The 26,847-nt window shown below is 75.7% G+C and carries 32 protein-coding genes; 10 read left to right on the top strand and 22 right to left on the bottom strand.

What is annotated here, in order from left to right; genetic code table 11:
- The first annotated feature begins 106 nt into the window (after positions 1 to 106).
- Entirely contained in the window at positions 107 to 1,060 is a 954-nt protein-coding gene (locus tag ACI8AF_RS15910; protein ID WP_456540700.1) for a patatin-like phospholipase family protein, read from the top strand.
- A gap of 33 nt (positions 1,061 to 1,093) precedes the next feature.
- Here ACI8AF_RS15910 and ACI8AF_RS15905 read toward each other — a convergent pair whose 3' ends face one another.
- Complete coding sequence (locus tag ACI8AF_RS15905; RefSeq protein ID WP_456540699.1) at positions 1,094 to 1,507, bottom strand: hypothetical protein; 414 nt, start codon at positions 1,505 to 1,507, stop codon at positions 1,094 to 1,096.
- Between the two features lie 133 nt (positions 1,508 to 1,640).
- Between ACI8AF_RS15905 and ACI8AF_RS15900 the strand changes: the two genes are divergently transcribed.
- Positions 1,641 to 2,483 (top strand): hypothetical protein, encoded by an 843-nt coding sequence (locus tag ACI8AF_RS15900; RefSeq protein WP_456540698.1) that lies wholly within the window; start codon positions 1,641 to 1,643, stop codon positions 2,481 to 2,483.
- A gap of 11 nt (positions 2,484 to 2,494) precedes the next feature.
- Here the strand turns inward: ACI8AF_RS15900 and ACI8AF_RS15895 are convergent, their stop codons facing one another.
- The 3 genes from ACI8AF_RS15895 to ACI8AF_RS15885 form a co-directional block, all read right to left on the bottom strand.
- A complete protein-coding gene (locus ACI8AF_RS15895) occupies positions 2,495 to 3,838 on the bottom strand; it encodes an adenylate/guanylate cyclase domain-containing protein (protein ID WP_456540697.1) in 1,344 nt (447 codons plus the stop codon).
- 25 nt (positions 3,839 to 3,863) lie between these two features.
- Positions 3,864 to 4,016 carry a hypothetical protein gene (locus ACI8AF_RS15890; protein ID WP_456540696.1) on the bottom strand — a complete coding sequence of 51 codons (153 nt, stop codon included), beginning with the start codon at positions 4,014 to 4,016 and terminating at the stop codon, positions 3,864 to 3,866.
- Positions 4,017 to 4,259: 243 nt separating this feature from the next.
- Positions 4,260 to 4,454 carry a hypothetical protein gene (locus tag ACI8AF_RS15885; RefSeq protein WP_456540695.1) on the bottom strand — a complete coding sequence of 65 codons (195 nt, stop codon included), beginning with the start codon at positions 4,452 to 4,454 and terminating at the stop codon, positions 4,260 to 4,262.
- A gap of 175 nt (positions 4,455 to 4,629) precedes the next feature.
- Between ACI8AF_RS15885 and ACI8AF_RS15880 the strand changes: the two genes are divergently transcribed.
- Positions 4,630 to 5,451 (top strand): class I SAM-dependent methyltransferase, encoded by an 822-nt coding sequence (locus tag ACI8AF_RS15880; protein ID WP_456540694.1) that lies wholly within the window; start codon positions 4,630 to 4,632, stop codon positions 5,449 to 5,451.
- Here ACI8AF_RS15880 and ACI8AF_RS15875 read toward each other — a convergent pair.
- Together ACI8AF_RS15875 and ACI8AF_RS15870 are read right to left on the bottom strand one after the other, a co-directional pair.
- Positions 5,448 to 5,648: a DUF6186 family protein gene (locus ACI8AF_RS15875; protein WP_456540693.1), complete on the bottom strand. Its 201-nt coding sequence runs from the start codon at positions 5,646 to 5,648 to the stop codon at positions 5,448 to 5,450. The two genes, ACI8AF_RS15880 and ACI8AF_RS15875, sit on opposite strands and share 4 nt — an antisense overlap.
- A complete protein-coding gene (locus ACI8AF_RS15870; RefSeq protein ID WP_456540692.1) occupies positions 5,645 to 6,028 on the bottom strand; it encodes a hypothetical protein in 384 nt (127 codons plus the stop codon). The genes ACI8AF_RS15875 and ACI8AF_RS15870 overlap by 4 nt, the downstream gene beginning before the upstream one ends.
- Positions 6,029 to 6,030: 2 nt before the next feature.
- Here ACI8AF_RS15870 and ACI8AF_RS15865 point away from each other — a divergent pair, with 2 nt between their 5' ends.
- Entirely contained in the window at positions 6,031 to 6,831 is an 801-nt protein-coding gene (locus tag ACI8AF_RS15865) for a CPBP family intramembrane glutamic endopeptidase (protein ID WP_456540691.1), read from the top strand.
- Here the strand turns inward: ACI8AF_RS15865 and ACI8AF_RS15860 are convergent.
- The 5 genes from ACI8AF_RS15860 to ACI8AF_RS15840 all read right to left on the bottom strand — a co-directional run bounded on the left by ACI8AF_RS15860 (position 6,731) and on the right by ACI8AF_RS15840 (position 11,712).
- Entirely contained in the window at positions 6,731 to 7,291 is a 561-nt protein-coding gene (locus ACI8AF_RS15860; protein WP_456540690.1) for a hypothetical protein, read from the bottom strand. The two genes, ACI8AF_RS15865 and ACI8AF_RS15860, sit on opposite strands and share 101 nt — an antisense overlap.
- Before the next feature lie 54 nt (positions 7,292 to 7,345).
- Positions 7,346 to 8,548, bottom strand: a complete 1,203-nt coding sequence (locus ACI8AF_RS15855) for a hypothetical protein (protein ID WP_456540689.1) — start codon at positions 8,546 to 8,548, stop codon at positions 7,346 to 7,348.
- 107 nt (positions 8,549 to 8,655) lie between these two features.
- The gene (locus tag ACI8AF_RS15850) at positions 8,656 to 9,342 is read right to left on the bottom strand and encodes a PilZ domain-containing protein (RefSeq protein ID WP_456540688.1); all 687 of its coding nucleotides are present in this window, start codon (positions 9,340 to 9,342) and stop codon (positions 8,656 to 8,658) included.
- Positions 9,343 to 9,429: 87 nt separating this feature from the next.
- On the bottom strand, positions 9,430 to 10,116 hold the full coding sequence (locus tag ACI8AF_RS15845) for a PilZ domain-containing protein (protein ID WP_456540687.1): 687 nt from the start codon (positions 10,114 to 10,116) through the stop codon (positions 9,430 to 9,432).
- Between the two features lie 144 nt (positions 10,117 to 10,260).
- Positions 10,261 to 11,712 (bottom strand): protein adenylyltransferase SelO, encoded by a 1,452-nt coding sequence (locus ACI8AF_RS15840; RefSeq protein WP_456540686.1) that lies wholly within the window; start codon positions 11,710 to 11,712, stop codon positions 10,261 to 10,263.
- A 116-nt stretch (positions 11,713 to 11,828) separates the two neighbouring features.
- Here ACI8AF_RS15840 and ACI8AF_RS15835 point away from each other — a divergent pair, with 116 nt between their 5' ends.
- Positions 11,829 to 12,497 carry a hemerythrin domain-containing protein gene (locus ACI8AF_RS15835; protein ID WP_456540685.1) on the top strand — a complete coding sequence of 223 codons (669 nt, stop codon included), beginning with the start codon at positions 11,829 to 11,831 and terminating at the stop codon, positions 12,495 to 12,497.
- A gap of 1 nt (position 12,498) precedes the next feature.
- Here ACI8AF_RS15835 and ACI8AF_RS15830 read toward each other — a convergent pair whose 3' ends face one another.
- Both ACI8AF_RS15830 and ACI8AF_RS15825 read right to left on the bottom strand, forming a co-directional pair.
- Positions 12,499 to 15,780: a BTAD domain-containing putative transcriptional regulator gene (locus ACI8AF_RS15830; protein ID WP_456540684.1), complete on the bottom strand. Its 3,282-nt coding sequence runs from the start codon at positions 15,778 to 15,780 to the stop codon at positions 12,499 to 12,501.
- A 61-nt stretch (positions 15,781 to 15,841) separates the two neighbouring features.
- Entirely contained in the window at positions 15,842 to 16,519 is a 678-nt protein-coding gene (locus ACI8AF_RS15825; RefSeq protein ID WP_456540683.1) for a hypothetical protein, read from the bottom strand.
- Positions 16,520 to 16,596: 77 nt separating this feature from the next.
- Between ACI8AF_RS15825 and ACI8AF_RS15820 the strand changes: the two genes are divergently transcribed.
- Entirely contained in the window at positions 16,597 to 16,944 is a 348-nt protein-coding gene (locus ACI8AF_RS15820; protein ID WP_456540682.1) for a putative quinol monooxygenase, read from the top strand.
- On the opposite strand, the gene ACI8AF_RS15815 is transcribed toward ACI8AF_RS15820, so the two are convergent.
- The 3 genes from ACI8AF_RS15815 to ACI8AF_RS15805 all read right to left on the bottom strand — a co-directional run bounded on the left by ACI8AF_RS15815 (position 16,917) and on the right by ACI8AF_RS15805 (position 18,839).
- Positions 16,917 to 18,071 carry a YihY/virulence factor BrkB family protein gene (locus ACI8AF_RS15815; RefSeq protein ID WP_456540745.1) on the bottom strand — a complete coding sequence of 385 codons (1,155 nt, stop codon included), beginning with the start codon at positions 18,069 to 18,071 and terminating at the stop codon, positions 16,917 to 16,919. The genes ACI8AF_RS15820 and ACI8AF_RS15815 overlap by 28 nt on opposite strands.
- A gap of 71 nt (positions 18,072 to 18,142) precedes the next feature.
- Positions 18,143 to 18,475 carry a DUF6221 family protein gene (locus ACI8AF_RS15810; RefSeq protein ID WP_456540681.1) on the bottom strand — a complete coding sequence of 111 codons (333 nt, stop codon included), beginning with the start codon at positions 18,473 to 18,475 and terminating at the stop codon, positions 18,143 to 18,145.
- A gap of 73 nt (positions 18,476 to 18,548) precedes the next feature.
- Positions 18,549 to 18,839: a DUF4287 domain-containing protein gene (locus ACI8AF_RS15805; RefSeq protein ID WP_456540680.1), complete on the bottom strand. Its 291-nt coding sequence runs from the start codon at positions 18,837 to 18,839 to the stop codon at positions 18,549 to 18,551.
- A gap of 348 nt (positions 18,840 to 19,187) precedes the next feature.
- Between ACI8AF_RS15805 and ACI8AF_RS15800 the strand changes: the two genes are divergently transcribed.
- On the top strand, positions 19,188 to 19,835 hold the full coding sequence (locus ACI8AF_RS15800; protein ID WP_456540679.1) for an SPFH domain-containing protein: 648 nt from the start codon (positions 19,188 to 19,190) through the stop codon (positions 19,833 to 19,835).
- A 77-nt stretch (positions 19,836 to 19,912) separates the two neighbouring features.
- Here the strand turns inward: ACI8AF_RS15800 and ACI8AF_RS15795 are convergent, their stop codons facing one another.
- The 4 genes from ACI8AF_RS15795 to ACI8AF_RS15780 all read right to left on the bottom strand — a co-directional run bounded on the left by ACI8AF_RS15795 (position 19,913) and on the right by ACI8AF_RS15780 (position 22,945).
- A complete protein-coding gene (locus tag ACI8AF_RS15795; protein ID WP_456540678.1) occupies positions 19,913 to 20,551 on the bottom strand; it encodes an ATP-dependent Clp protease proteolytic subunit in 639 nt (212 codons plus the stop codon).
- Between the two features lie 143 nt (positions 20,552 to 20,694).
- Positions 20,695 to 21,249: a cysteine hydrolase family protein gene (locus tag ACI8AF_RS15790; protein ID WP_456540677.1), complete on the bottom strand. Its 555-nt coding sequence runs from the start codon at positions 21,247 to 21,249 to the stop codon at positions 20,695 to 20,697.
- A 73-nt stretch (positions 21,250 to 21,322) separates the two neighbouring features.
- Positions 21,323 to 22,258 (bottom strand): hypothetical protein, encoded by a 936-nt coding sequence (locus ACI8AF_RS15785; protein WP_456540676.1) that lies wholly within the window; start codon positions 22,256 to 22,258, stop codon positions 21,323 to 21,325.
- Between the two features lie 177 nt (positions 22,259 to 22,435).
- Positions 22,436 to 22,945, bottom strand: coding sequence for a DinB family protein (locus ACI8AF_RS15780; protein ID WP_456540675.1), 510 nt, complete (start codon positions 22,943 to 22,945; stop codon positions 22,436 to 22,438).
- A gap of 136 nt (positions 22,946 to 23,081) precedes the next feature.
- Between ACI8AF_RS15780 and ACI8AF_RS15775 the strand changes: the two genes are divergently transcribed.
- Positions 23,082 to 23,912 carry a nuclear transport factor 2 family protein gene (locus ACI8AF_RS15775; RefSeq protein ID WP_456540674.1) on the top strand — a complete coding sequence of 277 codons (831 nt, stop codon included), beginning with the start codon at positions 23,082 to 23,084 and terminating at the stop codon, positions 23,910 to 23,912.
- Here the strand turns inward: ACI8AF_RS15775 and ACI8AF_RS15770 are convergent.
- Positions 23,896 to 24,516 carry a DUF1989 domain-containing protein gene (locus ACI8AF_RS15770; RefSeq protein ID WP_456540673.1) on the bottom strand — a complete coding sequence of 207 codons (621 nt, stop codon included), beginning with the start codon at positions 24,514 to 24,516 and terminating at the stop codon, positions 23,896 to 23,898. The genes ACI8AF_RS15775 and ACI8AF_RS15770 overlap by 17 nt on opposite strands.
- A gap of 115 nt (positions 24,517 to 24,631) precedes the next feature.
- Here ACI8AF_RS15770 and ACI8AF_RS15765 point away from each other — a divergent pair, with 115 nt between their 5' ends.
- Entirely contained in the window at positions 24,632 to 26,041 is a 1,410-nt protein-coding gene (locus tag ACI8AF_RS15765; RefSeq protein ID WP_456540672.1) for a TonB-dependent receptor, read from the top strand.
- Positions 26,042 to 26,045: 4 nt separating this feature from the next.
- Here ACI8AF_RS15765 and ACI8AF_RS15760 read toward each other — a convergent pair whose 3' ends face one another.
- Entirely contained in the window at positions 26,046 to 26,201 is a 156-nt protein-coding gene (locus ACI8AF_RS15760) for a hypothetical protein (RefSeq protein ID WP_456540671.1), read from the bottom strand.
- A gap of 268 nt (positions 26,202 to 26,469) precedes the next feature.
- Here ACI8AF_RS15760 and ACI8AF_RS15755 point away from each other — a divergent pair, with 268 nt between their 5' ends.
- On the top strand, positions 26,470 to 26,835 hold the full coding sequence (locus tag ACI8AF_RS15755; protein ID WP_456540670.1) for a group I truncated hemoglobin: 366 nt from the start codon (positions 26,470 to 26,472) through the stop codon (positions 26,833 to 26,835).
- Positions 26,836 to 26,847: the final 12 nt, after the last annotated feature.

Below are 26,847 nucleotides of genomic sequence, written 5' to 3'. Positions count from 1 at the left end.
TCCGCCGGTCGTCACTCCCGCACCGCTGGACCCACACGTCCCGGGGTGGAGCTGTCACCCTGGCGGGGTGACGCCTGCCGAGACCGTGCAGGACAGGGTCGGCGCCGTGGCCGCACACGGAGCCGTCCCGCACCGCCCACGCGTCGCCGTGGCGCTCGGCGGCGGTGGCGCCCGGGGGTTCGCCCACGTCGGGGTGCTCCAGGTGCTGGAGGACCGCGGCTACGACGTCGTCAGCGTCGCCGGCAGCTCCATGGGCGCCCTCGTCGGGGGCGTCTACGCCGCCGGCACCCTCGACGGGTTCGCGGCCTGGGTACGGGGCCTGACGCACCGCGACGTGCTGCGCCTCTACGACCTCGCCCCCGGGGCGCCGGGTGCCATCCGGGCCGGGCGGCTCTTCGCCAAGCTGGGCGACTTCACCGGCGACGCGCGGATCGAGGACCTGCCGGTCGCGTTCACCGCGGTCGCGACCGACCTCCGGACCGGCGAGGAGCGCTGGTTCCGGGACGGCCCGCTCGACGCCGCCCTGCGTGCCTCCGTCGCGCTCCCGGGGTTCATGACCCCGGTGGTCGTGGACGGCCGGGTGCTGGCGGACGGCGGCCTGGTGAACCCGCTGCCCATCGCGCCCACCCTCGCGGCCCGGGCGGACCTCACCGTGGCGGTCGCGGTGACCGGCGCGCACCGCACCCCCGCGGAGGTGCCGCACGCGGCCACCCGGCGCCGGAACGGCTCCCGCCGGGACGTCGTCCGCCCGTGGCGCACGCCCCCGCCCGACCGGGCCGCGAGCGAGGCGACGGGCCCCGTCGCCGACGCGCTGCCTCCCGGGCTGCGGACGCTCGACGTGATCGAGCTCTCCCTGAACGCCCTGCGGACGACGGTGCTGCGGCACACGCTCGCCGCCCACCCGCCGGACGTCCTGGTCAGCGTCCCCCGGTCCGCCTGCCGGACCCTCGACTTCCACAAGGCCGGGGAGCTGATCCGGCTCGGTGCCCACCTCGCCGCCGAGGCCCTCGACCGCCTCGAGGGCCGATCGGTCACCTACGCCGCGGGTGAGGGGTCCTGACGTTCCCGGCATCCGCTCGCACCCTGCACCTCGTCAGGCGACCAGCAGGCCGATCCCGAGGGTGATCGCCCCGACCGCGAGCACGGCACCGCCTGCGTACACGAGCGCGATCGCACCGTTCGGGCGCTGCGCATCGGGGGAGGTGACCGAGAGGAAGAAGCCGAGCGGCATCAGGATGGGGGCGGCCGCGAAGCAGATCCGCACCACCCAGGCCAGTCCTGACGCGAGGTCTGCCCGGTCGACGTAGAGCATCGCCACCAGCGCCAGCACGATCCACACCCCGGCGTGCGCGTGCCCGGCGCGGAACATCCCCTGCCGCAGCGGGTTGCCCACGAAGCCGGGATCGCGGCGCGTGAGCATGGCCAGCAGCGCCAGACCGCCGAGCTCGACGGTGGGGACGGCGATCAGGAGGACCGCAGCGAGGATCCGTGACTCGGTGGACAGCATGGGCGTCCCTCCCGGAAATCGGCCCCCGCGGTTCCGCATGATGCCGCCGCAACCGCCGGTGCGACACCCTGATGAGCCCGACCCGACTGGACGGCGTGCGATGGCTGATGCGGCCGCGGCAGCGACCCGGGCCGTGGCGCGTGTCCGGGACGAGCCGGCCGGCCGGTACGAGGTCGCCGCGCGGTTCTACCGGGACGCCTCCGGGCCGCGGAGACGGTACGCCGCGGCCGAGCTCGGTTTCCTGCGGTGGGAGCTGAGCAGGGGCGTGCTCGCGCCGGTTGCCGGCCGGCGGCCCGGCAGCCCCTGGTGGCGGGCGGTCAACGACCGGTTGCTGCGGGACAAGGTGGAGGCCGACCTGCTGACCGCCGGCGCGCCCGGGACACCGAGCGCGGGCAGCGTCGAGCTGTGGGGACGGTTCCTCCGTGCCCCTGGTCCCGCCGCCTGGTACCGCGCCCACAACGCCAGCATCGTGGGCGCCTACCTGGCGCACGAGGACCTCGCGGCGGCCGAGCTCCCGGCGGAACGCTTCATGATGAACGTGGCCCTCCTGCGCGTCCTCTTCACCCACGCGCTCGTGGCCCGACCACGTCTCGCCCTGGGGCCCCTGGCTGCGCTGGGTCCGGTGCTGGCCGACCCGCGCGGGCCCACCGTGTGCCTGTTCCTCGACCTGCGCCGCTCCTTCCCGAGCTCCTACCCGCTGCAGGTGCCGCTGACGGAGGCGATCGCCCGCGAGCAGCCCCTGGCCCGGGCGCTGGACTACGGGGCGATCGCGCCCCGGCTCCCGGACCTCTACGAGTTCTCGGCCGCCGCGTTGGGGGAACCGGGACTGACCGACCTGCTGGACGACGGGGCGCCGGCATACGCCTGGCCGCACGCCGAGCGGGGGATCTGGAACGAGGGCGTCACCGGGCGGCACCTCCGGGTGGTCGCCGCTGTGACCGGGGTCCGCGAGGCGTTCGACCGGCAGTTCGGCTGAGGCCGAGCGGTTCACGACGCGACGGAGAACAGCTCCCACTCCTGCGGCACGCCCTTCAGCGCATGCCGGCCCCGTTCGTCGAGGGGGATGCCGGATCCGACGAGCACGTCGCGCACGGTCCGCGAGACCAGGATCTCGCCGGCCCCGGCCGCCTGCATGACACGTGCCGCGATGTGCACGGCGATCCCGCCGATGCCGGGACCCCGCAGCTCCACCTCGCCCGTGTGCACGCCGATGCGGACGTCCAGGCGCAACCTGCGCCAGGCGTCCCGGAGGGCGAGGGCGGCCTCGATCGCCCGACCGGGACCCGGGAAGGTGGCCAGCACACCGTCGCCGGCGGTCTCGACGAGCCGGCCGCCGAACGCCGTCACCACCTGCCGGGCGGTGTCGTCGTGCCGGTCGAGCAGCTCGCGCCACCTCTGGTCCCCGAGGCGGTCCGCGATCCCCGTCGAGCCGACGACGTCGGTGAACACGATGGTCAGGAGGGCCCTCTCCGCCGAGGTGCTGCTGCGTGCGCCGGTGAGGAACTCCTCGATCGCGTCCACCGCCGCCTCGGGGTGCTCCCAGGCCAGGGGACCGTCGCGGCCCGGGAGCTCGACGAAGGTCGCACCGGCGATGGCGTCGGCCAGGTACCGGCCATGCTCGATCCGGTACATCGCGTAGTCCCTGCGGTGCATCACGAGGGTCGGCACGCGGACGCTGCCCAGCGCGGGGCGCGCGTCCACCTCCAGCATCGCGGTCAGGTACGCGCGGACGGCGCCGGGGCTGGCGATGCTGCGGGTGTAGCGGGCGAACCACCGGCGGAACCGCTCGTCGGAGGACCGGCTGGGCACCTGGAGGTGCACCTGCTCCTCGGACCCCCACGTGGCGGCCATCTGGTCGACCACGGCGGCGGCGCGCTGCGGATCGGTGCCGATGGGGTAGTCGTCGGAACGCAGGATCCGTGCGGCGGTGTTCACGAGCACGAGCGCGACCGTCCGGCCGGGATGCGTGGCGGCGAACAGGGCCGCCATCGGGCCGGCGTCGAACACGCCCATCACGGCCGCCCGGCGTGCGCCGACGGCGTCCATGACCGCGAGGACCTCCTCCGTGTACGACTCCCAGGGCGGCAGGGAACGCAGCGGCAGCGGGTCCGAGGCACCCGAGCCGCGGCGGTCGAACCGGATCAGCCGGCAGAACCGGCTCATCCGGTGGTACATGGCGGCCAGCGCCGCGTCCTCCCAGTCCAGGTCGATGCTGGTGAAGGTCCCTGCCGACAGGACCAGGTCGGGCGGTCCGCTGCCCACCACCTGGTACGCGATGCGTTCGGCGCCGAGGCGCGCGTACCGCGTGTCGGGTTCCTCGGGGACGCTCACGGGTGGACGACCGACGGCCGGTCGGTCAGCTCTGCTCGAGGACGTGCAGGTGGCGCACCCTCAGGTCGTCGATCTCAAGCGAGCCCACCCTCATCCGCTCGATCGCGAGCCTGCGGATCGCCAGGTGCCAGATCGCCACGGCGCCGAAGGCCGAGGCCCCCGAGGCGAGGGCGAGCACGGAGGCGAAGGCGATGCTCCGTGCTCCTGTCGCCGATGCCCCGGTCGCGGTGGCTCCCGTGGCTGCCGGCCGGACGGCTCGAGACCTCATGGCGTCCCTCCTGGAGAGGTGCCCGCGCCCCTGCCGGATCGGGGGCCGAGGGAGGTCCATGATGCCTCCGCAGCGGTTGCTCGGGCACTCCCTCCGACGCCGGCGCGGCGGTCCACGCCCCGTGGTGTGGCTGGACCGCCGGGCGGCCCCTGCTCAGCCGTCGCCCTCCCCGCCGTCGGTGCCCTCCTCGACCTCCCGCTCGGCGTCCTCGACCGTGTCCTCGACGTTCTGCTCGACGCCGTCGTCGACGACGTCCGATCCGCAGGCGACCGTCGTGAGCGACGCGGCGGCGATGGCGAAGGCGGCCGCGGTGGCGCGCAGCGGGCGGACGCGGGTGGACCGGGTCATGGCATCTCCTGGATCGACGAGCTGGGTCGCCAGGAGTTCTGCCCGCAGAGCGCGCCGGCCAACCGGGACAGGGCCTTAGCGCCCTGCCCCGGGGTGCGCCGGCTGCGCTTGGGTGGCCGTGCAGGGAGAGGCGGGAGGGGGGCCGCAGCCGCGACGACCGGGAAGGGACGGACCCATGGCCACCACACTGCCGGCGTTCACGCCGCTCGAGGACAGCTTGTTCGTGACGCTCTGCTGCCGGGCGCTGGACAACCGCTCGCCGAACCCGGTGCTCGGCGACGCGATGGCCGACGAGATCGTCCGCACGCTCGGCTACGACTACGAGCGGCTGCACATCGACACCAACCTGCGGCTCAACGCCGCCCTCCGGGCGAAGAAGATGGACGAGGTCGTCTCGGCGTTCCTCGCCCGGCACCCGGACGCCGTGGGCCTCGACCTCGGCGCGGGCTTCGACACCCGTGCCGTCCGGCTCGACCCGCCGTCCACCGTGGACTGGTACGACGTCGACCTCCCTGCGGTGGTCGAGGCCCGGGCGGGCCTGGTATCGGACCGCCCGAACGCCCACGCGATCAGCGCCGACGTCACCACGGCGGGGTGGCTGGACGCCGTCCCGACCGGCCGCCCGGCCGTGGTCGTCGCCGACGGCCTGATCGGGTTCCTGGACCGGGAGCAGGTCGTCACCCTGCTCGACCGGCTGATCGACCACTTCCCCAGCGGGGAGGTCGTCTTCAACAGCTACCCGAAGTTCGCCATCTGGGCGACCAGGCACACCCCCGGCACCAAGGGGGTCTCCGGTCTGCTCCGGTTCCCCGGCCTCGACGACCCCAGCGAGCTCGAGGGCTGGAACCCCCGGCTGCGGCTGGTCAGGGAGATCCTGCTCAGCCGCGAACCCGAGATCGCGCAGTTCCCGCCCGTGCTGCGCCTGTACTACCGGCTGTCGGCGCACAGCACGGCCTGGTCGCGCAAGGGCACCATCGTCCTGCACTACCGCTTCTAGCGTGCGAGGAAGTGCACGCCGAGCCAGAGCCAGCCGGCCAGCACCGCCAGCCGCCCGGGAGCCGTCCGCATGGCGGCGCCCACAGCCTGACCGGCCGTCGCCGTCCGCCCGGGCCGGCGACGGCCCGCGACCTCCAGCGCGACGGCTGCCGCCAGCAGCACGGCGAACCCCGTGAGGCTGACGGCGGATCCGCTCACGGCCGGTCCTCGTGGCCCGGCCGGAGGAGCAGCCACGAGCCGAGCACCAGCCAGCCGACCGTGGCCGGTCCCCGGACGACGGGGTGCGCGAGGACCGGGTCCAGCAGGTCGCTCAGCGTCGGGACCCCGTCGACCCCCAGCAGCACGAGTTCCCAGCCGACCGCCGCCACGAGCAGGACCAGCCACGGGACGCCGCGCCGACCGACCGGCGGGGCAGCCCGGCCGGCCCGCTGCGCCAGCCCGACGGCCGCCAGCGCGAGGCCGGCACCGGCCACCGCGATCAGCGCGCCCGCCGACAGCTCGCCGTGGACGGCGACCGCCGCCGTGCACGGCACGCCGAGCAGCGCGGTGAGCCGACGCGTGCCGCGGGAAGACACCACCGGTGCATGCTCGCGCACGAGGCCGACGCCGGGTCCTCGGTCTGGCCGGCGGGCTCGCCGTCGTCCTGACCGCGTGGAACAACCTGGTCGTCCCGCGGCTGCCCGGGTCGTACGTGGTCGCCAACGTGGCGGCGGCGACCGCGGCGGGAACGGCGGCCCGGGCGGCCGGGCTGACCTGGCCCGAGCTGGGGTTGTCCCGGCGACGGCTGCGCGCCGGGCTCCGCGGAGGTGGACCCCCCGCCGCCGCCGTCGCGGCGGGGTACGCGACCGCGCTGGCCGTGCCGGCGCTGCGCCCGCTGCTCACCGACGCGCGGGTCGGCGCGCTCGACGGCGCGCAGGTGGCCCACCAGACGCTCGTCCGCGTCCCGCTCGGCACCGTCCTGTGGGAGGAGGTGGCCTTCCGCGGGGTGCTGCTGGCCGCGCTCGAGCGCCTGCTGCCGCAGCGCGCGGCCGTCGCCGCGGACTCCGCGCTCTTCGGGGTCTGGCACGTCCGCCCGACGTACGAGGCGCTGGCCGCCAACGACGTCGTCCGCGGGCCGGTCCGCACGACCGGCGCGGTGCTGCTGGGCTGCTCCGGGACGGCGGCCGCCGGCCTCCTCTTCTGCCGGCTGCGGCTGCGCACCGGCAGCCTGCTCGCCCCCGTGCTGCTGCACCTGGCCACCAACTCGCTGGGCACGCTGGCGGCCGCGGCGGCCGTCCGCCTCAGCCGACGCCGTCGAGGAACCGGGCCAGCACGGCGGCCCAGCGCTCCCGGGCCTCGTCGTCGAGCTCGAGCGTCTGCAGCCCGGTCTGGGTGGCGATGATCGAGGCGGTGCCGTGCTTCTTCGGCTCGCTGGTGACCGTGACCGCCGAGCCGTCCGCGGCCTTGGCCCGCCAGGTGATCCGCCGGTCGGTGCCGCTCACCCGCAGCGTCCCGTCGACGATCACGCCCTGCACGGTGTCGTCGGCCGCCGCGAAGGCCGTCCAGCGGTCCATCAGCTCGTCCATCCCGAGCGGGGTCGCCCTGCTCACGCTCATCTGGAACGTGCCGTCCGGGCGCTGGCCCGGGATCCGCCGGCCGATGTGCTGCTCGTACGCCACCGTGACGGCCTGGGTCCACCAGCCGAGCTGCTCGATGGTGCCCTCGAGCTCCGCGTAGACCTTCAGCGCGATCTCGTGGTGGTCGAGGTCCCGGGCGCCGATGCCGTCCATGAACGCCAGCCAGTCGTCCCACGACCGGTTCGTCGCCCGCTCGACCGGCCCGATCCGCGCGTTCGCCGCCATGCGTCCTGGCACCCCTCCGTCGACACGGTCGCGGCGCCGGACGTTACCCGCAGCTCAGCTGCCCGGGGGAGTTCCGGGAGGTCCGTCGAGGGGGTCGGGCGGCAGCAGGGGCTCGACCGGGGTGACCACGGCGATGCCGTCGTCGGCCAGCGGTGGCCCGCCGACGACGTCGACGGTGGTGGCGCCGGCTGCCGGCCGCGGCCCCCTCCCGACCCTGCCCAGCACCTGCTGGACCTCCGGGCGTTCCGCGAGGCCGACGGCGGCCTGCTTGATCTGCTCGAACCGTTCCCGACCGGCGCGGGCGCCGAGCACGTACCCCGTGCCGAGGCCCAGCCCCAGCGAGACCTGGCGGGTCAGCTTGCGGCCCCCCTTCTGCAGCCGCTCACCCGTCTCGGCCACCGCCTCGGGGACCACGTCAACGGTGCGGCCCAGCCGCTGGACGGCGTCCACGCCCGCGTGGCCCACCGCGGCCGCGCGCGCGGCCACCACGGGCGCGACCGCCCCGGCGAGCCGGGTGGTCGCACCGGCGGCCTGCGCCACGCCGGCCGCCCCGGCGCCGGCGCCCCGGGCGAGGAGCCGGCCGGTGGCCGACAGCAGCGGCAGGGTCGCCGTCCCGAGCACCTGGCCCAGCGCCACGGCCGACGCCGCGGCGGTGACGGCCCCCCGGCCGGTCGCCCCGGCGGCACGGCCGAGGGCCGTCGCCACCGGCAGCGCGAGGGCCCGCACGTCCGGCCGGCCGGCCGACGGCCGGGGCCGCCGGCGCAGCCGGAGCACGACGGCGACCAGGGCGGCGAGGCCGGCGAGGCCCGCGAGGCCGGCCAGCGCGGCCGCCACCGCCCCGCCGCGCCGGGCGCCGCCGGGACCGGCGGGCCCGCCGGCGGGTTCGCCGGTGGGTTCGTCAGCGGGCTCGTCGGCGGGCAGCAGGGTCTCGGAGACCTCTTCGGAGTACTCGATGCCGTAGTGCCGGTAGAGCGCCGCTTCCTCGCCGGCGGAGAGGTGCTCGGTGTCGCCGGTGGGCGGCGGCGCCTCGCGGACGACGTTCCCGCTGAACGCCACCCGGACCCGGTCGCCGTCCTCGGTCGCGTCCACCAGCGGGACCACCACGGTGGCCTCGCCGACCTCGGCGTAGAGCCACTCCGGCAGGCCGGTGGCGTCGTCGGTCAGCAGCGCCCGGCACACGCCGAGCTCGGCGCCGTCCTGGTCGACCACCGTCCTGCCGACCCACTTCGGGACCACGTCGGGTCCGGGCAGTGCCATCGTCGTCCCCCTCGGCATAGGGCGTGCCGGGCCGCCGGTGGGCGGTCCGTCCCCGTGCCAGGCCCCGTACCCCGCGACCCGGCTGCCAACCGAGGAGTCGCGCGTGGTCAGCGGATGCCGCGGGCCCGCTGCTCGCGCAGCTCGGCGAAGACGCGGCGGCGGATGACGTCCTCCCGCCGCTCGTCCAGCTCGGCGAACCGGACGGAGAGCTCGAGGCGCTCGCCCTCGCCCTCGCGCCGCCGGATGACCACGCCCTCGCACTCGACGGCGGACTCGCCCAGCCGCAGCGTCATCGCGATCGCGGCCCGCTCGGCCGGCACGGGCCCGGTCTGCCCGGGCTCGCCCGCGTCGGCGGGGCGGGTGGGAAGCGACGCCAGCGGCAGCCAGCAGCGCACGCCGGCCTCGCTGAGGTCCACCCCGGTCGCCTCGACGAACGCGCCGTCGAACCGCAGGGTCAGCGGGAAGGTGAACGGGGCCCGGACGGCCGACCGGCGCTGCCCGCTCGCGGCCGGGCCGGTCGGGCGGACCTCCCAGGTGGGCCGGGTGCCCATGCGCACCGCGACCAGCTCGGCGGGGACGACGCGCATCCCGCTCGGCCCCCGCCAGAGCAGTTCCAGCGACTCGCCGGGCTCCAGCCGGACGCGCAGGCGGTCGCGGTCCTCGCCGACGGTGAGGACGAGGCTGTCGTCGCCCACCTGGTCGACGAAGCTCTGCACGAGGTCGTCGCGGCTGCCTGCAGCCACGTCGACGCTCTCGCGCTCGGCGGGGTAGTCGACCCCCGGGTTCCCCTTCACGTCCTTCCCCTCGGCCGGCAGCCGCCCCCGCTGATCGTCGAAGCGCCCTGCCACCACCCGAACGGGTGACGGGGACCGGTGACCGGGTCAGCGCAGCTCGCGGGCCCGGGACTCGCGCAGCTCGGCGAACACCCGGCGGCGGACGGCGTCCGCGAGGCGGTCGTCGAGGTCGACGAACTTTAGGGACAGCTCCAGGCGGTCGCCCTCACCGGTGCGCTGTCGGACGACGGCGGCGTCGGCGGGGACCTCGTGCGAGCCCAGGTGCACGGTGGCAACGACGGCGGTCCCCTCGGCGGGTCCGGCTGCGGCGGTGCTCCCGCCGTCCTCGCCCGAGGCGCCCGCGAGCGACGCGAGGGGCAGCCAGCAGCGCAGACCGGTCTCGCTCAGGTCCACGCCGGTGGCCTCGACCTCCACCTGCCCGATGCGCAGGGCCACCGCGAAGGTGAACGCGGCACGGACGGCGGACCGGCGTTGGCCGGTGCCGGCCGGCCCGGTCGGCCGCACCTCCCAGGTGGGGCGGCTCCCCGACGGCTGCACGCCGACCAGCTCGGTCGGCAGGACCCGCATCTCGCCCGGGCCGCGCCAGATCAGCTCCAGCTGCTCGCCGGGCTCCAGACGGACGCGCCGCCGCGTGCGGTCCTCGCCGACGGTCAGCACGAGCACCCGCTCGTCCACCCGCTCCACGAAGCTCTGCACGAGGTCGTCGCGGCCCGCTGCCTGGACGTCGACCGCCTCCCGCTCCTCCGGGTAGTCGATCCCTGCTTGGCCCTTCACGTCCCACCTCCGCCGTCAGCTGGTCTCGCTGCGGGGCCAGAGAGTGGGCCACGGGGGCCGCGGCGTCGAGCACTTCGCGCGGGAGCGTCGCCACCGGTGTCACGGGAGCACCACCGGTCCGAGGGGCGAGCACCCGTTCGGGACCTAGGTCCCGCAGAAGGTCCGGTAGGTGGCGGCGAAGTTCTCCGGCCCGGGGACGGCGTAGCGCTCGAGGCCGGGGCGCTCGTCGAACGGCCGGGTGACCGCCTCCAGCAGCTCCCGCAGCGGCGTCAGGTCGCCGTCGGTCGCCGCGGTCAGCGCCTCCTCGACCAGGTGGTTGCGCGGGATGTAGACGGGGTTGACCCGGTCCATCGCTTCCGCGTCCGGGCCGAGCGCGCGCCACCGGGCGGCCCACGCGTCGAACCCGGCCAGGTCGAGGAACAGGTTGCGCGCCGGGTCGGCGTCGCCCCGGGCGGCTGCCCCCAGCGACCGGAAGAACGACGTGTGGTCGACGTGGCCGGCCCGCAGCAGACCGGTCAGCTCGTCGACCAGCCCGTCGGCGACCTCGTCGGCCAGCCCCTCGGGCAGTCCCAGCTTCGCCCGCATGCCGGCCGACCAGGCCGCGCTGTACTGCGGCCGGAACCCGCCCAGCGCCGCCACGGCCAGCTCGATCGCCCGCGACGGGTCCTCGTCGATCAGCGGCAGCAGCGACTCGGCGAACCGCGCCAGGTTCCACTCCGCCACCACCGGCTGGTTGCCGTACGCGTACCGGCCGGTCTCGTCGATGGAGCTGTAGACCGTCGCCGGGTCGAACGCCTCCAGGAACGCGCAGGGCCCGTAGTCGATGGTCTCGCCGGAGATCGTCATGTTGTCGGTGTTCATCACGCCGTGGATGAAGCCGACGAGCATCCACCGCGCCACCAGCGACGCCTGCGCCGTCACCACGGCCTCGTACAGCGCGAGGTACGGGTTGGCGGCGGAGGCGGCGGCGGGGTGGTGCCGCGCGATCGCGTGGTCGGCCAGCCGGCGCAGCAGGTCGACGTCCCCCGTCGCCCGCGCGTACTGGAAGGAGCCCACCCGCAGGTGGCTGCTCGCCACCCGTGCCAGCACCGCGCCCGGCAGCGCCGTCTCCCGCAGCACCGGCCGGCCGGTGGCCACCACCGCGAGCGACCGTGTCGTCGGGATGCCGAGCGCGTGCATCGCCGTGCTGACCACGTGCTCGCGCAGCATCGGGCCGACGGCGGCCAGCCCGTCGCCGCCACGGGAGAACGGCGTCCGCCCCGAGCCCTTGAGGTGCAGGTCGCGGCCGCCGATCTCCCCGAGCAGCAGCGCCCGTCCGTCGCCCAGCCGCGGCGAGTAGAAGCCGAACTGGTGCCCCGCGTAGGCCTGCGCCACCGGGGTCGCGCCCTCCGGCACCTCGTTTCCGACCAGGAACCGGACGCCGGCCGGGCTGCGCAGCCAGTCGGGGGAGAGGCCCAGTTCCGCCGCCAGCTCCTCGTCGAGCACCAGCAGCTGCGGGTCGGGCGCCTCGTCGGCCTGCCACCGCAGCGCCAGTTCGGGCAGCTCCCGGGCGAAGCGGTCGTCGAGGGGCACGGTGGACGGCGGTGCGGCGGTCACGCCCTGTGTAGTGCCCGCGGAGTGGCCGCGCATTCCGTCCAGCCGTCTGCAAGACGAGTGCAAACCGGGTGGACGACGGTCTGCGCAGGTAATCCCGACGCACCGAGGAGACCGCGATGACCGCCACCACCGCCCCGATCGACACCAGCGAGATGAACACCGTCCACACGCTCTTCCGCCGCGAGTTCCGGCTCGCCGGCGGCGTCGTCCGCCGCGTGGCCGACGGCGACGTGGCGCGCGCCCGGGTCGTCGACGCGCACCTCGACCTCATCGGGCGGGGCCTGCACCAGCACCACACCAGCGAGGACGAGCTGCTCTGGCCGGTGCTGCTGGAGCGGGTGCCCGAGGAGCTGGCGCCGATCGTGCGGCTCATGGAGGCGCAGCACGAGAAGGTCGACGCCCTGCTCGCGCGGATCGACGAGCTCCGCCCCCGCTGGGTGGCCACCGCCGCGGCGGCCGACCGCGACCGGCTCGCCGCCCTGTTCGACGAGCTCTACGTGCTCCTCGCGGAGCACCTCGACGCCGAGGAGGAGCGGCTGCTGCCCATCGTCGCCCGCACCCTGACCGCGGCCGAGTGGGCCGAGATGGGTGTGCGCGCCCGCGCCAGCACGCCCCGGGCGGAGATGTCGCTGGTCATGGGCATGATCCAGTACGAGGGCGACCCCGCCGTCATCGCGCACATGCTCTCCGCGGCGCCGCCGCCGGTGCGCTGGCTGGTCCCGAAGCTGGCCCGCCGCGCGTTCCGCAGGCACGCCCTGGTCGTCCACGGCACGGCGACGCCCTGACTCATGCCAGCCGGGCCAGCAGCTTCTCCGTCCGGTCCGCCCACTCCGGGAGCCCCGCGGCGCGGTGCCGCCGCAACGCCAGCTCCCCGAACTCCCGCGCCGCGGCGACGTCGCCCTCGGCGGCGGCCAGCTCGGCCAGGGTGTGCGCGACGCTGCCGGAGAACAGCGCCGACATCCCGCCCACGGCGAACACGTCGGCGAACGGGGTCAGCGCCCGGCGCAGGTCGCGGACGGCGTCGCCGTCGCCCAGCGCCAGCCACACCCGCGCGCGCAGCACGGTGAGGCTGGTCCACAGGTAGTCGTCGAGGATCGGCGGCTGTTCCGCCCACGGGCCGAGCAGCCGCCGCACCTCGTCCTCCCGACCGGCCGCGAGCAGGGCCAGCGCGTGCAGGTCGCGCAGCGGGCTCAGCGGGTGCGCGGTCACCTGCCGGAGCGTCGGCTCCATCTCGGCGAGGCGGCCCTGGGCCTCCCGGATGGTGGCGAGCTGCCCCTCGGCGATCCCGCCGCCGGGCATGGCCAGCGTCTGCTCCAGCCGCGCCAGCCGCGCGAGGTCCTGCTCGGCACCGGCCAGGTCGCCGTGCACCTGCCGCAGCAGCGCCAGCGCCCAGCCGGCGATGAGCAGCACCTGGGGCAGGCTGTGCCGCTCGGCCAGCTGCTCGGCGCGCAGCAGGTCCGCCCGCGCCTCGGCCAGCCGGCCGCCCTCCCCGCGCGCGACCGCGCGCTGGGTCAGCGCCACGGCCAGACCCGGTCCCTCCCCGGTGCGCGTGAGCAGCTCGACGAGCTCGTCGACGACGGCGGTCCGCCGGTGCACCAGGCCGGGCCGGGACAGCGGCGCGGTCACGAGGTGCAGGACGGCGATCCGGTCCGCCGTGCCGACGTCGTCGCGGCGCGCCCGCGCGAGCGCCGCGTCGGCCAGCGCCGTCCCGGCGGCCGCGCCGTCGGGGGCGTAGAGGTGCTCCAGCGCCAGCGCCGCCTCCACCCGCGCCCGCAGCGCCGGCGGCAGGTCGCCGTCCAGCACCGCACGCCACAGCTCGATCGCCGACCGGTCCACGTCGGCCCGCATCCGCCAGCCCCACACCGCGCCGTCGGTGATCTCCAGCAGCACCTCCGCGGCGCGGCGCGGCTCGCCGCGGCGCAGCCGCAGCTCCCCGGCGGCCGCCAGCGGCGGCCACGCCTCCAGCGGCCGGCCGAGCCGGCGCAGTGCCCGCGACAACCCGAGGGTCACGGTCTCCCGCTCGGCGTCGGTGACCGCGCCGTCCTGCTCCTGCAGCTGCGCGGCCGAGGCGAACAGCCGTCGCGCCTCCTCGTGCGCCGACCGGGCCGCCGCCGCCTCGGCCGCGCGGCGGGCGAAGGTCCAGGCCGAACGGGCGTGCGCCGGACCGGCCAGCCGGTAGTGCTCGGCCAGCTCCGCGGCGTGCGCGGCGACCCGGCTGGCGTGCCGGTCCTCCAGGGCAGCCGCCACCTGGGCGTGCGCCCGGGCGCGGGCCGGCGCGCGCAGCGTCTCGTAGACCGCGTCGCGCACCAGGGCGTGGGTGAACCGGTAGCGGCCGGGGTCGGACTCCTCGACCAGGCCCAGCACGAGCGCGGTCTCCACCGCCTCGTCGACCTCGGCCCCCGACCGCCCGGTCGCCTGCTCCACCACGGTCACGTCGAAGGCGCGGCCGGCCACCGCGGCGACCGCGAGGACCTCGGCGGTGGCCGGCGGCGTCTGCGCCAGCCGCTGCCGGACGACGTCCCGCACCCCCCGCGGCACCGACCGCCAGGCCGGCGCGTCCGGTCGGGAGAGCGCGCCCTCCGCGGCCAGCAGCCGCACCACCTCGGTGACGAAGAACGGGTTGCCGCTGGTCCGCGCGACGAGCTCGGCGGCCACCTCGTCGGAGACCTCGACCCCGGTGGTCGCCCCCACGTGCGCCACGACGGCGCCGGCGTCGATGCCGGCCAGCTCCACCCGCAGCGGGTCGAGCCGGGCCAGCGAGCCGAGCAGGTCGGCGACGGCGGCGGGGGTGTCGGCGGTCGTCGTCCGCAGCGCGACCACCAGCACGGCCGGCACGGTGGCCAGCCGGGCAGCCACCCGGCGGACCAGCCGGAGGCTGTCGGAGTCGGCCCAGTGCACGTCGTCCAGGACCAGCAGCGCCGGCGGACCGGCGGCCACCGCGTCGACCAGCGACTCGGCGAGCCGGTAGCTCTCGGCGGCGGCGTCGCGCTCCGCGCCGCGGGTGGGGGAGAGGACGTCGTCGCGGCCGAAGGCGCCGCGCGCGGCCGCGGTCCAGCCCTGCAGCGGCGGGCCGCCGTCGGGCTCCCAGGTGCCCCGGCCGACGCGGAAGCCCGCGGCGGCGCCGCGGGTCAGCAGCTCCTCGGTGAAGCGCGTCTTGCCGATGCCGGGCTCACCGCTGACCAGGACGACGCGGCCGCGCCCGCGGGCCGCGCCGGCCAGCGCCTGCCCGGCGGCGGCGAGCTCGGCGTCGCGGCCGACCAGGCCGGGGCCGTCGACCGGCTCGTCCGGCACGCGCTCCGGGGCCGGCGCCGGGCGGGGCGCCAGCTGGGGGTCCTGCCGGAGGACCGCCGCCTCGAGGTCGCGCAGCGCGGGGCCGGGGTCGATGCCCAGCTCGTCGGCCAGGTGCGCCCGCGCCCGCCGCAGCGTCTCCAGCGCGTCGGCCTGCCGGGCGGCCCGGTACTGGGCGAGGGCCAGCAGGCCCCAGAGGCGTTCCCGGGAGGGGTGCAGGCGCACCAGCTGCTCGAGCTCGGCCGCGGCGGTGCGGTCGTCGCGGCCCAGGCGCAGCTCCCACAGCTCCTCGAGCGCGGTGAGGCGCAGCTCGGTGAGCCGGACCGCCTCGGCGGCCAGCGACGGGGAGCTCTCGGCGAGCCCGGCGTAAGGCTCGCCCCGCCACAGCGCGAGCGCCTCGTCGAACAGCGCCTCGGCTGCCGCGCCGGTGGCCCCGCGGGCGCGGCGCACCAGGTCGGCGAAGCGCCGCGCGTCGACGTCCTCGACCCCGAGCGCCAGCGAGTAGCCACCGGGGTGGGTGCGCAGCCGGTCGGCCGTGGCGCGGGCGCGCCGCGCGGGCTCGAGCACCCGGCGCAGCCGGGCGACGTAGGACTGCAGCGACGCCTCCACGCGGGCGGGCGGGTCCTCGCCCCAGATCTGGTCGACCAGGTGCGCCACCGAGACCGGCCGGCCCTCCGCGGCGACCAGCAGCGCCAGCATCGCCCGCGGCTTGGGCCCGCCCAGGTCGGGCGCCGACCCGTCCAGCGCGACGTCGAGCCCCCCGAGCACCCGGACCTGCACGGCGCGGATGCTAGGGGCACGACGACGGCGCCGGACCCAAGTCCGGCGCCGTCGCCCCCGGTCAGCCGACCGGCTCGAGCTCCCGCACGGGCGTCGGCGCCCGGCGCCCGGCGCCGACCAGGCCGGTCGCGATCGCCCAGACCGCCATGAGCACACCGGCAGCGGCGAAGACCGGCGTGAACTCCGTGTCGGGCAGGAGCAGGGTGAGGGGCACCGACGCCGCGTGCGCCAGTCCGGCGACGACGCCCGGGACGGCGGCGAACCGGGCCGCGCCGCCGAGGGCCCGACCCAGCGTGACGGCCAGGACGACCAGCGCGGCGCCGCTCAGCGGGTAGAGGACGGCGGCCAGGCCGATGTGCGTGAAGGCGACCGGCGCGGCGTCCCCGTGGTGCAGCGCGTGCGCGTCGGCGGCCGCGGCCAGGTGGACGACCGTCTCGACGGCGTACAGGGCGAAGGCGACGACCGCGACCACGAGCGCGCGGTCGGTCGTGCGCGGCCAGACCCGCTGCCGGTACGCCGTCCAGAGGCCGGTGAGCACCAGCACGATGCCGACCACGAGCAGCGCGTGCCCGGGCACCCACGCCGGGTCGGCGGTCATGGTCGCGAGCTCCTCGCGCAGGGAGTCGCGGGCGTCGGCGTCGGGGTGCAGGGCGCCGCCGGCCAGCAGGGCGACGCCACCGGCCACCAGGGCGAGCCGCCAGCCGAGGGTCCGGGTCGGGGGGTTCGTCGTGTTCGTCATGGCGCCACGCTGGGGCGGCGCTCTTGCAACCGGGTGGACGACGACTGGACACGGCGGGCGCCGCTAGCGTGGCCGGCGTGGAGATCCTGATCGTCGGCACGATCCAGGTGGAGCCCGCGCGGCGGGAGGAGCTGCTGGCCGCGATCCGGCCGCTGGTGCGCCGCACCCGCACGGAGGAGCCGGGCTGCCTGGCCTACGCCTTCACCGCCGACACCGTCGACGACGACGTCGTCCAGGTGGTCGAGCGGTGGCAGGACGAGGCGTCGCTCGCCGCCCACTTCGAGCACCCGAACTTCGCCGCGACCAAGGAGACGCTGCACGCGCACGGGTCGGGCGCGTCGTCGGTGGAGAAGTTCCGGGTGGACCTGCGCGAGCCGGTCCGCGACGAGCAGCGCCGCTACCGCGCCGACTTCTCCACCGGCTGATCCCCCGCGTCGCCCGGCGGGGGCTCGACCCGCCAGCGGAGCTGGCGGAGCAGGGCCGCCGCGGCCGCGGGGTTCTCGTGCACCGCCCGCCGCAGCGCCGGCGTCCCGGGACCGAGCTTCTCGCAGCGGCCGCGCCGGTCGCGCAGCTGCGCCGGCCACAGCGCCTGGACCGAGGCGTTGAGGTGCGCGCCCAGGATGATCGCGAAGGCGATGAAGAAGGTCACCAGCAGGAAGGCGATCGGGGCACCCAGCGCGCCGTACGTGTACCCGGTGGAGGCGATCCAGTCGAGGTAGAGGCGCAGCCCGGTCGTCCCGGCGAGGAACACCAGCGCGGCCAGCAGCGCGCCGGGCAGCCCGCGGTACCACGGCGGCTTGAGCGGCAGCGCGACCTTGTAGAGCGTCGTGAGCGCGAGCAGCAGGACCAGGCCGGTCAGCGGTGAGTAGAGCGCGTTGCCGACGGCCTTGACCGGGCCCTCCCAGGAGTCGGGGAGCACGGGCACCAGCCGCTCCGGGCCGAGGGTGAGCACGGGGATCGCGATGATGCCGGTCAGGAGGCTGACCAGGTACATGACCGCCGCCAGCACCCGCTGCCAGACCAGGTTGCGGATCTCGTACTGGTCCCAGGCCCGGGTGATGGCGTCGACGAACGCGGCCATCGCCGACGAGCCGAACCAGAACGAGAGCACGAAGCCGACCGAGACCACACCCGCCTGGGTCGTGTTGAGGATGTCGGCGACGGTGGGGACGACGATCTCGTCGAGCGCCTCGCGGCTGAAGAATCCGCCGGTCAGCTGGATGATCCAGCGCTGCACCGCCTCGACGGCGTCCGGCCCGAAGATCCCGCCGACGAAGCCGAGCGTGCCGAACATCCCCAGCAGGAGGGGCGGCACCGACAGCGTCTGCCAGAACGCCGCGGCCGCCGACTCGCTGAAGATGTCGTCGTTCCACGCGCCGTTCAGCGTGCGCCCGAGCAGCCGCCGCGCCGCGCCCGGCCGGGACGGCGCTGCTTCCGGGGCCGGCTCCTGCGCCGCCGTCCCCGGCGCTGCCGGCCCGGCCGCGGGCGCCGGCGCCCTGGGCGCCTCCGGGGCGGCGGTCTCGGCGCCGGTCGTCTCCCGGTCGCTGCGCATCTTCGGCACCGGCACAGCATGCGCCGCCCGGGGCCGCGGTGTTCACCGAGCACGCGCGGGCGCGGCGATCGTCAGGGTCGCCAGTCGGCCTGGTAGTCGGGGTGGGCGGCGTAGCCGAGCCCGATCAGCCGCAGGGTCGGGCAGGGCTCGGCCGGGGGACGGGCGGCAGCCGAGACGCAGCACTGCTGCGCGGCCGAACCGTGGATCTGCACGAGCTGGCGGCGGATCGAGTTCTCCAGGCGGACGCGTTCGGTGCCCCAGCGCACCGCGTGGGCGAGCCGGGCGTCGGTCGTCGAGCCGGCGAAGTTACCGAGCGGGCCGTACTCCTCCTCGACCATCGCGGCGGTGAGCGCGATGAGCTCGTCCTCCGCGATGCGCGCGAGCAGGAAGTCGGCCAGGTCCACGAGCGACGTTCCTACTGGCTTGAGGGTGTGAAGCCAAGCAGGATCCGCCCGATGCCGTTCCTCATTACCCGGTTCAGGGACGGGTGGCGATCCCGTCGAGCCAGAGGGTGTTCGTCGGGTCGCGGTGCGTGCCGGTCGTGCCGACGTGCCGGTCGCCGATCCGCGGGCCGTTCCTGATCACGTGAACCAGCGCCATCGCGTGCCCGAGGCCGAGGCCGAGGCCGTGCTCCTCCTTCAGCCAGTCGACGATCGGGGTGGCCCTGGTGGTCGAATCGGACCCGCGCTCGTGCGCCTGGGTGACGAGCTGGCGCGGGGTCGGCCCGGTCTTCACCTCGATGGTGTCGAGGTACGCCTGGAAGCTCACGGGGACTCCTCCGGTCGGTCTCGCCGGGTGGACCGGCGCCGCGCGCCGGACTCGTCGGTGTCCGGAAATCGTTCGGCCGGAAGGGGCCCGCGTCGCTACGCTCCTGCGGCTCGTGACCAGCAGCCGGGTGGCGTCGCCACTGCGGGTCCTGCGCGTCGGTCGCGAGCGCTGCCATCAGAAGGCAAGCGTCTTCGGAACGCCCGGGTTCGACTCCCGAGGTCGTCCGGCGCGTGGTCAGCCCGGTGCCGGCGGCCTGCAGCGCCTCGCGCGCTCCCCGCCGGTGCCCGACCGCGCGCCGGGCGGCCGCCGCGTTCCCCGGGCGTCGTGACGGAGCGGGAGGAGGCGGACGTGCGGATCGTCGTGCACGAGTGGGAACGGGTCCTGGTCTACAAGGACGGTCGGTTCGAGCGGGAGCTCGGTCCCGGCCGCCACCGGGTGGTGCGCCGGCACCGGCGGCACGTGCGCACCGGCGTCCGCCCGCGGCTGTCCGTCGTCCCGAGCCAGGAGGTGCTGACGGCCGACGGGCTGTCGGTCAAGGTCAGCCTCACGGTGACCTCCCGTGTCGCGGATCCGCGACGGTGGTACGAGGCCGTCGAGGACGCCGACGCCGTCGTGTACGCGGCGCTGCAGATCGCGCTGCGCGAGACCGTCGGCGCCCGGACGCTCGAGGAGCTGCTGGCGTCGCGCACGTCGCTCTCGGAGGACCTGCTCCAGCGGGTCAGGGACGCGGCCGGTGCGGTCGGCGTCGCGGTGGAGGGCGTGTCCGTCCGCGACGTCGTCGTCCCCGCCGAGCTCCGGCGGGCCGCCGCCGAGGTCGCGACGGCGCGGGCGCTCGGGCAGGCGGCGCTCGAGCGGGCGCGGTCGGAGGTGGCGGCGACCCGTGCGCTGGCCAACGCCGCGCGGATGGTCACCGAGCAGCCCGGGCTGCTGCAGCTGCGCACCCTGCAGGCGGTGGAGGCCGGCGGCGCCACCGTCGTGCTGAAGGCCGAGGGCTGACGCTGCCGTGATCATGGCGCCGCGACCACGCCGGGAACCGATCCGGTGGTGGCGGCGCCATGATCACGGGTGGGGGGTCAGTCGACGAGCGGGTTGTCGCGGGCCGGCAGGGCGGAGGCCGAGGCGACCACCCGGTCGATCAGCCCGTACGCCAGCGCCTCCTCGGGCGTGAACCAGCGGTCGCGGTCGGAGTCCTGCTCGATCCGCTCGACCGGCTGGCCCGAGTGCCGGCTCTGCAGCTCGTTGACCTCGCGCTTGAGCCGCCCGAACAGCTCCGCCTGGATCGCGATGTCGGACTGCGTGCCGCCGACCCCGGCCGAGGGCTGGTGCATCATCACGCGGGTGTGCGGCAGGGCGTAGCGCTTGCCCGGCGTGCCGGCGGTCAGCAGGAACTGGCCCATCGAGGCGGCCATGCCCATCCCGTACGTCGCGACGTCGCAGTCGACGAACCGCATCGTGTCGTAGAGGGCCATGCCGGCGCTGACCGAGCCGCCGGGCGAGTTGATGTACAGGTGGATGTCGCGCTTCGGGTCCTCCGCCGACAGCAGCAGCATCTGCGCGGCCAGCTGGTTGGCGATGTCGTCGTCGACCTGCCTGCCGAGGAAGATGATCCGTTCCTGCAGCAATCGGTCGTAGATCGCGTCCGACAGGCTCGAGCGCCCACCCCCCTCCAGCATGCGCGCGGGAACGGTGCTGCTCAGGACGGTGCTGTGCATCTTCCGGAACCTCCGGTCGATCGGGTTGCCGATGCCCCGGAGTCTGGCGGAAATGGCTGCGGAAAACGCGCCGGAATGGCACTTTCAGCCGACTGCTGAAATGTTGCGCTCTCCGTGAAAGGGGATTGACGAAATGGCTCCCGTCACCCGCCGAAGGTGACCTCCTGCGTGCCGGTGACGGCGGCCGTGCGACCGGGTGCCGACTGGAACCGCCAGTAGAGGTTCGTGTGCGCGATGACCAGGTCGGGCGCGGGCGCGCCGTAGGCGCTGAGGTCCTCGGTGGTGTGCGCGTCGGCGACGAGGGTGACGTCGTAGCCGCGCGTGAAGGCGCCGTGGATCGTCGACCGGATGCACGCGTCGGACTGCGCGCCGCTGACCACCAGGTGCCCGACACCCGCCGCGGCCAGGACCTCCTCGAGGTCGGTGCCCTCGAACGAGTCCCCGAACGTCTTGTGCACCAGCGGCTCGGACTCCCGGCGCGGCAGCTCGCGCACGTACTCCCACGCCTCGCTGCCCTGCGGCAGGTCGTCGGCGGAGTGCTGCACCCAGACGACCGGGACGTCGGCCTCCCGCGCCCGCTCGACGAGCGTGCCGATGTTCGCCACGACGGCGTCGCGGTCGTGGGCGCCGCCCACCACCCCGTTCTGCACGTCGATGACCACCAGCGCGGTGCGGGGACGGTCCGGCAGCGTCGTCACGCGGGTCTCCTCGGTCGGTGGACGTCGGCCCACGGTAGGGCCGACCACCGACAGGAACCGCAGGTCGCCGGCGCTATCGGTCGCCGCGCGCCGCCTGCGCTGCATCGGCCGCCTGCTCGGGGAGGGGCGGGGCGGTCTCCTCGGGTGCAGCGGCCCGCTCGGGCAGCTCGTGGACGACCGGAGCGGTGACCTCCTCGGCCACCTCGGCCGCCTGCTCGGGCAGGTCGGGCACCACCCGCGGGGACACCTCGCCCGCCTCCGGCGCGGCCGGCTCGGGGGCCGGCTCCGGGTCGGGAACCGGTGCCGGCTCGGGGACGACCTCCGGTTCGGGCACCGCCTCCGGGGCGGACGGCGCCGGCGCGAGGGTGGGCTCGGCGGCCGGCTCCGGCAGGGTCGCGACGGCCGGGGCGGCGCGCCGGTCGACGCTTGGCGCCTCCTGCGCCGCGGACGCGACGACGGGCACCTCCACCTCCGGCCGGGTCCCCGCGGTGGCCGGCGCGGCGGCCGCGACGACCGGTGGGGGAGCGGGGGCGACCGCCGCCGGCGACGCGGCGACCACGGGCGCGGCGGCCACGGGCGCGGCGCTGGGCACCGGCGTGGTCGCCGGCGCGCTCACCGGCGCGCTCACCGTCGCCGTCGCCGGCGGGATCCCCGGCAGCTGCACCCGGAACACCGCCGGCAGCTGCGCCACCTCCACCGGCTCCTCGACCACCGACGCCACCGGGGCGGGCAGCAGCGCGGTGACCGCGGGGGAGGAGGGGGACGGGCCACCGCCGGAGGAGCAGCCGGTGCACGCCGTCCCGCCGTCCTGGGGGAGCAGCAGGTCCAGCAGCGGCGGCGCCTCGGACGGCGCCGGGAGGTCGCCCGGCGCGGTCACCCCCGGGCGCGCGGCGAGCGCACCGTCGTCGTCCGGTGCGTCCGACGGGGCGTCGGTCCCGGCCAGGACGGCGGCGGTGAGCGCGGCGGCCGCGAGCGTCCCGCCCGCACCGAGCACGACCGGTGCGACCACGCGCGACCGATGTCGTCCGGTGCCCGCCCGGTGGCGCCCCTGGTTCTGCCGCATCTGTGCTCCCGAGTCGCTGAGCCGTCACTCCCCCGTGACGTGCGGCGTGGTGGTGTCGCCGGTGCGGGGTTACCGGCCTGCGCGTTCCCGGAACACCCCCAGGTCAGGGCGCGTGTCCGCAGGTCACCAGTACCCCTTGGTGCCGTCGAGCTGCTCGCGCAGCAGGTCCAGGTGGCCGACGTGCCGGCCGGTCTCCTCCAGCATGTGGTGCAGGATCCACCGCAGCGTCTCCCCGCCGTGCTCACCGTGAGCCGCCACGTCGTCGAACGACGCCGCGGCCACGATCTCGTCCGACCGCGCGCACTCCCGCGCGTACGCGTCGAGCAGCTGCGCCAGCGGCACGCCGGCCGCCCCCGCGAAGTCGGCGCCGGGTACCTCGCCGAACTGCGGGTTCACGTCCGACGGGCCGCCGGCGAAGATCACCTCGAACCAGCAGTGCTCGGTCCACCGCAGGTGCGCCACCAGCCCCGCCACCGTCATCAGCGGCGACGTCGGCAGCAGGGCGCGGTGCGCGGCGTCGTCCGACAGCCCCTCGCACTTGTAGTGGACGATCGCCCGCTGCAGGTCCAGCCAGCCGAGCAGCTGGGTGCGCTCGTCGGCGACGACCGGTGGGCGGCGGCGGGGCGGCGTCATGCCGGCGGACGCTAGCCACCGACCGCCGGATCGTCCGCCGTTTCCGGCCCGAACCGCTACCGGCGCCCGGCGCGCGGGTCTACCTTCGACCGCCTATCTATCGGAAAGCCCCGGTGCCGGTGAGGGGGCAGGGGTCATGGACGAGGCCGCGGTGCGCGCCACCCTGCAGCACTACATCGACTGCAGCCGCGTCGGCGACGAGGACCGGGCGCACGAGATCTACGTCGAGGACGCCGTCCTGGAGTTCCCGCAGTCCGGCGAGCGCTTCGACGGCGTCCCCAACTTCCTGGAGTGGCGGCGCGCCTACCCGGCGGAGAGCGTCGACATCGTCCCGCGCCGGCTGCGGGGCCGGGACGACGTCTGGGCCGCCGAGCTCGGCATCCGCTACGACGACGGTCCCTGGGACTTCGGCATCGACATCGTGGAGTTCCGCGGCGGGCTGGTCTCCCGCGAGACCATCTACTGGGCCGAGGCGTGGGAGGCCCCCGACTGGCGGATCCACTGGCGCGCGCCCGACGGCATGCCCGTCCCGACCTCCGCGCCGGCCGGCGAGCTGGACGCCGCGACCGTCCGGGCCACCCTGCAGCGCTACGCCGACCTCGCCGCCACCGATCCCGCCGCCGCGCACGCGGTCTACACCGAGGACGCCGTGCTGGAGTTCCCGCAGTCCGGCGAGCGGTTCGTGGGCCTCGAGAACTTCCGCGAGTGGCGGCGCCAGCACGCCGCGCGGGTCGACGTCGCGATCGACCGGGTCCGCGGCGGCGGCGCGGTGTGGTTCGTCGAGCTCCGGCGGCGCTCGGCCGGCGGGCCGTGGCGGTTCGCCGTCGACATCGCGGAGTTCCGCGACGGCCGGGTCTGCCGCGAGACCGACTACTCGATGGCGCCGTGGGACGCCCCCGGGTGGCGCGCCCGGTGGCGGACCCCCGACCCGACGGCGGAGATCGCCGACCTCAGGCGGCCGGGCTGAGCGCCGGCGGGTCCACCACCAGCCGCAGGCCGGTGCAGCGCCCGCCGTTGCACGGGCCCATGTCGGCCGCGCAGGCCGAGACGCCGACGACCAGGTCGGTCAGCGCCCGGAGCTCCACGAAATCGCCGGCCGCGGTGAGCGGCGCGGCGATCACCGGCCGGCCGTCGCCGCCGACCACGGTGTTCATGAACAGGTTGAACGGGTCGGTGACGACGTCGAAGGGCACGCCGAGGGGCTCGAGCGCCGCGGCCAGGTGCTCCCGGCACCCGGTCTTGCCGGCCAGCCCGTGCACCTCGCGGTAGTACAGCTCGTTGCACGGCGGGTAGAGCAGGTCGTGCACGCCGAGGGGGTCGGTCACGATCTCCAGCAGCGGCCGGCCGAGGTCGGAGTACAGCCGGGCGCCCGGGCCGCCGACCCGCGTCGACCCGTGCAGCATGCGGGTGAAACCCTGCGAGAGCCGCTCACCGAGACCGGGGCCGGCGTAGGCGACGAGGTCGGCCACCTGCTGCCCCTCGACGTCCACCACGCGCAGCACGTCGCCCTCGGCGAGCCGGACGGCGCGACCGGACATGGCGGGGACGTCGACGACCTGCGGCTCGCTCACCCGGGGCACGGTAGGGCCGGCAGGTTGCGGGCGCGTGAACGCTCCCGGATGCCCGGCGGGACGCCCCGGTCGGCACTACGCTCGCCGCCACCGGAAGCCCCGAGGGGAGCCCGCCATGGACGCCGGCGTCGACACGCTGCAGAAGGCGCTGCAGATCAACCTCGACCCCCGCTGGTACGGGACGATCGCCGAGATCGGGGCCGGCCAGGAGGTCGCCCGCTGGTTCTTCCGGGCCGGCGGCGCCGCCGGCACCGTGGCGAAGACGATGTCGGCCTACGACATGGCGGTGAGCGACGCCATCTACGGCAAGTCCGACCGGTACGTCTCCAAGGGCCGGCTGCAGGCCATGCTCGACCGCGAGTTCGAGCTCGACGTCGACCGCCTCGGCGACGAGCGCGGGGACGACACGGCGTTCTTCGCCTTCGCCGACACGGTGGTGGCCCGCAGCTACCGCGGCGGCAACGAGTGCCACGGCTGGATGGGCGTGAAGTTCCAGTCCCACCCGCGGGACGAGCCGAGCCAGATCGTCCTGCACGTGCGCATGCTCGACGCCGAGGCGGCCATGCAGCAGGAGGCGCTGGGCATCGTCGGCGTGAACCTCCTGCACGCCGCCTTCTTCCACCACCACGAGCCCGACCGGCTGGTCGAGAGCCTGCTGGACCGGCTCACCACCGGGCGCATCGAGATCGACATGATCGAGATGAGCGGCATCGAGTTCCGCGCCGTCGACAACCGGCTCATGGCCCTCAAGCTCGTCCAGCTCGGTCTGTCCGGCGCGGCCATGTTCGGGCCCGACCGGCGGGTCCTGCAGCCCAGCGAGGTGCTGCGCAAGAAGGCCATCCTGGTCGAGCGCGGCAGCTTCCGGCCGCCGACCGTCGTCAACATCGACATGCTCGAGTCCGCCCGGACCGCCTTCGCGGCCGACCCCGCCGTCGCCGGCCGCGAGATCCTCACCCTCACCGAGCTGACCATGGCCAACCTGCGGGCCGGCGGGGACGTCGTGGACCGCAAGGACTTCCTGGCCCGCGCCGACCTGCTCGCCGCCTGCGGCATGACGGTGCTCATCTCCGACTTCCTGGCCTACCACCGGCTCGCGGCCTACCTGGCGTGGCGCACCGACGGGCGGATCGGGATGGTCATGGGCGTCCCGAGCCTCGTCGACCTGTTCGACGAGAGCCACTACGTGGAGCTGCCGGGCGGCATCCTCGAGAGCTTCGGGCGGCTGTTCAAGAACGACCTGCGGCTGTTCGTCTACCCGATGCTCGCCGACGGCGAGGTGGTCACGGTCGACACCGTCCGGGTGGCCGAGGAGCTGCGGCCGCTCTACGAGTACCTCAACGCCCGCGGCAGCTTCGTGGCGCTGCAGGACTACAAGCCCGACTACCTGCCGATCCTCAGCCGCGACGTCCTCCGGCGGATCCCCACCGAGGACACGACCTGGGAGTCGCAGGTCCCCGTCGAGGTGGCCGAGCTGATCAAGAAGCGCGGCTTCTTCGGCTTCCCGCGCGAGCGGGGGCTGCCCTGACGCCTCAGCGGGCCTCGGGTGGGTCGTCCGACGCGTCGGTGCGGTCCACGGTCGCCTGCCGGAACGGGTGCACCCAGCGCGGCAGCCCCCGGCCCGCCGGCCGGCGCCGCGCCGACGGGAGGCAGACGACCGGACGCCGCGTGCAGGCACGGATGTGCACCGTCGTCCTCCTTGACGTCGTCCTCGTCGCCGCAGCCTGCGGCGACGAACGATGATGCGGTCGGGGTCCCCGGACGGCGGCGGAGCCACACGTCCACGATCTGACGAACTGGCCGCGACGCCTTCTCGCGGCGTTCGGGTTGAGTCCGGGAGCCGCCTGCCGAGTCGCCCGGACAGGTGGTGACCGAGGGACCTCGGGTAGTGATATCGGAACCGTTCTGACAAGGTGGTGGATCAGCCGACATCACGGGGGAGAAGGCGAGAGGGTGATGTCGATATACGAGCGACTGGGCGAGGAGCAGGGCATCCGCGCGGCCGTCGACGACTTCTACGAACGGGTCGTCGGGGACCCGCAGCTGGCGCCGTACTTCGACGGCGTCGACCTGCGCAAGCTCCGCGGGCACCAGACGGCGCTGCTCGTCCAGGTCACCGGTGGGCCGGCCGCCTACTCCGGGCGCGACCTCGCCTCCGCGCACGCCCGTCTCGGCATCACGCCCGAGGACTTCGACAAGGTCGTCGAGCACCTGGTCGCCACGCTGACCTCCTTCGGCGTATCGGCCGAGGACATCGGCACGGTCGGCGAGGTCCTGGGCGCCCACCGGGACGAGATCGTCACCGCACCCGCGCCGGCCTGAGCCCGGAGGAAC

It is taken from the genome of Blastococcus sp. SYSU D00669, from assembly GCF_054050715.1.
Note: the sequence above shows the minus strand (reverse complement) of the source record. Positions and strands in the feature narration are given on the sequence as shown.